The sequence below is a fragment of the Bacillus sp. V3-13 genome (genome assembly GCF_002860165.1).
Lineage (GTDB): Bacteria > Bacillota > Bacilli > Bacillales > Cytobacillaceae > Bacillus_BJ.
Genome location: NZ_PGUZ01000089.1, coordinates 1 through 3,225 on the forward strand (window position 1 = coordinate 1; position 3,225 = coordinate 3,225).

Annotated in this window: 2 protein-coding genes and 1 pseudogene; all 3 read left to right on the plus strand. The window is 41.0% G+C overall.

The features are described from left to right. Positions 1 to 564: 564 nt before the first annotated feature. Entirely contained in the window at positions 565 to 891 is a 327-nt protein-coding gene (locus CU633_RS21815; RefSeq protein WP_101662655.1) for a hypothetical protein, read from the plus strand. Positions 892 to 1,002: 111 nt separating this feature from the next. Next, complete coding sequence (locus CU633_RS21820; RefSeq protein WP_101662656.1) at positions 1,003 to 2,070, plus strand: IS701 family transposase; 1,068 nt, start codon at positions 1,003 to 1,005, stop codon at positions 2,068 to 2,070. Between the two features lie 402 nt (positions 2,071 to 2,472). Then, positions 2,473 to 2,953, plus strand: a pseudogene (locus CU633_RS21830) (ATP-binding cassette domain-containing protein); the annotation flags it as partial. Between the last annotated feature and the right edge of the window lie 272 nt (positions 2,954 to 3,225).

The following is a 3,225-nucleotide window of genomic DNA, read 5'->3' on the forward strand; positions in this document are numbered from 1 at the left end:
GAAAGGGTGATTCACGATCTCACCGGTATCAAAATCCCGCAAAAAAGGGAAGAAAAAGAAGAAAAACTTAAACCAAAACCAGTCCAAGAAACAGAGCGTCAGCTATGTTTGTTTAGTGTGTCATGAAAAAGAAGACATTCCTTTAAATGTAGTTAAAGATTTTGACTTAATGGACGATGGAGATCCAACCACTCCACCTATGTTTTCATGTGAAAAATGTGGAGGAGAAATGTACCCAGAGTATTATAAAGGAGTACATGGCATAGAGTACAAACTATCGGATATTCGCTAGACAAAAAAGGACCGGGCGGTTTTTGCCCGGTTTTTCTTATCTTTGTTAACTCCGTTTTTTTAGTGGGACTGCACCAATCTGCAGAGGGGCATTGGGATGTGCAGCCAAATTTTATCGTCGGCATCTGTCCTCATTCCACCAAAACCATGCTGGTCGCATAACCCACCTTTAATAGGAAACCCTCGATATACATAAAAAAAGATCCGGCTAAATCAAAGCTGGGCACATATCCACGATAGGTTATTTTTGGGAAGATATAAGGAGTGACATCAATGAGTAAATTACACCAAGAGCAGCAAAACCGGACTGAAAAAATCAGGAAACTTATGATGATTGATTGGACGGAAGATGAAGAATCTGTACTAGACCATGCTTGGACTGCAATTGATATGATTTTGTATAATGCGGAAAAAACAAAGCAAGAAGACAAAATTATGGCGTTACCGGAGCTAAGTGGGAACTTGAAACGATTGTTACAGCAAATGGCATCAATAGGATGTTGGAAGATGGGATTAGGGGTAAAGATAATGATACTGAATGATTTTAAAACTATTAACTTGAGTCTTGCAAAAATGCTGTCGTCAAAATCTGTCGGTTAATGACTAGTTTTGGTTAGTGCCAAAAAATAAGAATGACATCCCTTTTTTCGTGGAATTGGAAAGTTACCACACTCACCAAAAATCCCAGAAAAAAGGAGATGTCTTAGTGTTATGGTATCTTTCCACACTACTATCGTCAAGTTTGTTCTTGCCCTTGGTCTTACACTTTCAAAGCCGCAGATGAAACATCTGCTTTCTTATATGCATGGAATCATCCTTGCCGCTGGAAGAAAGAATGTAACCCAAATCATGAACAGCACTGGCAAGAAACGCGACTTGAGTTCCATGACCCGATTCCTTAAGGAATCCCCCTGGTGTCCCAACCGTGTGCAGCGTAGAAGGATGTCCTTCTTGATGGAGAAAATCCGTAAGGACCGTGAGAAAGCTGGAGATTCAAGACCTATCATCTTCTTTATTATGGATGACTCTAGTTGCAGGAAAACTCCAGCTGCGAGGAAGATGGAACGTCTGGATTTTCATCATTCGCATGCGGATGGAAAGTCAATATGGTCCCATTGCGTCGTTACCGCCCACGTGGTGGCCGAAGGCTACTCGTTTGCCTGGGACTATCGTCCCTATTTCCGTGAATCATTCTGCACGGAAAACGGGTTGGAGTTCAAAAGCAAGATTGAACTTGCCATGGAACTCATTAAGGCTTTTCCGGCAACTGAAGAGGAACAGGTCTATGTGTTGATGGACAGTTGGTATTCGAGCAAGAATGTAATTGATGCCTGTAACGCAAAAGGGTTCCATGTAATATGTGCAACTAAGAATAATCGACTGATTTGTCCAAAGGGCTACCGTATAAAGATTTCCGAATTCGCAAAAAAGGTTATCGACGAATCCGACCTTCGCACCGTTACAGTGAAGGGAAAGAGTCGATACCGGATATGTGAAATGGAAGGCCCACTGTCGGAAATTGAAAATATCAAAATCCTGCTTTCCTGGGAGAAGAAGTTCAACCGGGAAAAATCTCCCTTCACCATCCTGTGCACCGACCTTACTCTGGATGTCGTTACCATCCTTAAGTATTATCAGGTCCGGTGGGAAATTGAGACAGGATATCGTTATTTTAAGGAGCTACTGGGTTTTGACCAATATCAGGTATTGTCCTTTAAAGCCATTGAAAGGTATTGGGTGATTCAGTATCTCACCCAGAATTTTCTTGAGTTCCAGTGACATGAATGGTCCAAATCCACACCCCATACTCTAGGTGATACGGTCCGAAGGATCAGGGAAGATGCCTTGGGACAGGTGGTTGTTTATGCCTACCAGGAAGGAAAGGCGAAAACCCCACTCAAAAAGGTGCTGGAACTCCTGAAATTGACCGCTTAAAAATGGCTATTGATAGGGACACCACCCGTTTGTCCTTTTTTAGGGATTTAAATCAAAAATGCAAGAGTCTAGCTATTAACTTTGAAGAATACAAAATGCCCCTGATTGTAATTTATGAAAAGCCAACAGATTTTCCCGATAAGTACGTTGCCCGGAAATGGAATCTCAACAGGGCAACGAAACTCGCAGTCATTCGAGTCACCTGGGATGAAATTATACAGGTTGTCCCTGGCAACTTTTTCATGAAACATTGATCACTTTCTAAATATGACGGTTGAGGAAGCATTGCAATTCTTTACTAACATCCCAAAAATAAAAAATAAATTACAAACATTGAATGATGTTGGATTGGGTTATGTTCGTTTAGGTCAACCAGCAACTACTCTATCTGGTGGTGAAGCACAACGTGTAAAATTGGCAACTGAGCTTGTCCAAACGTTCAACAGGTAAAACCTTTTATGTTTTGGATGAACCTACGACCGGGCTTCACATTTATGATGTTCATAATCTATTAAATGTACTTGAAAAATTAGTGGAAAAAGGTAACACCGTTTTAGTTATTGAACATAATTTAGATGTCATCAAGTATAGCGATTATTTAATCGACCTAGGACCAGAAGGTGGAAATAAAGGTGGAATGATTGTTGCAATCGGAACTCCTGAAGAAGTGGCAAATGTAAAAGGAAGTTATACTGGTCATTATTTAAAAAAAATGAGTATAAATTAAATATAAAACATTCGAAAGAATAATTGATAGAAAATAAGAAACCGACTGTAATAGTCGGTTTTTTGCTTTTCATTTACGCGTGCCCAGCAAGCCGTTAATTGCTAGTTGGTGAAAGTCCAACCCGAGTAAGTGTCAAGACGCTCGGTAGCTGACAGGCAACTGGTGGCGAAATCCTAAGGTTGAAGCCCTGTGACAAAGTAACTCTCTCGCGGAGTGCGAGCAAACCAGCAGACCGTAACATCAAGTGAATCTTGCCGCCTCGTCAAAAGAAA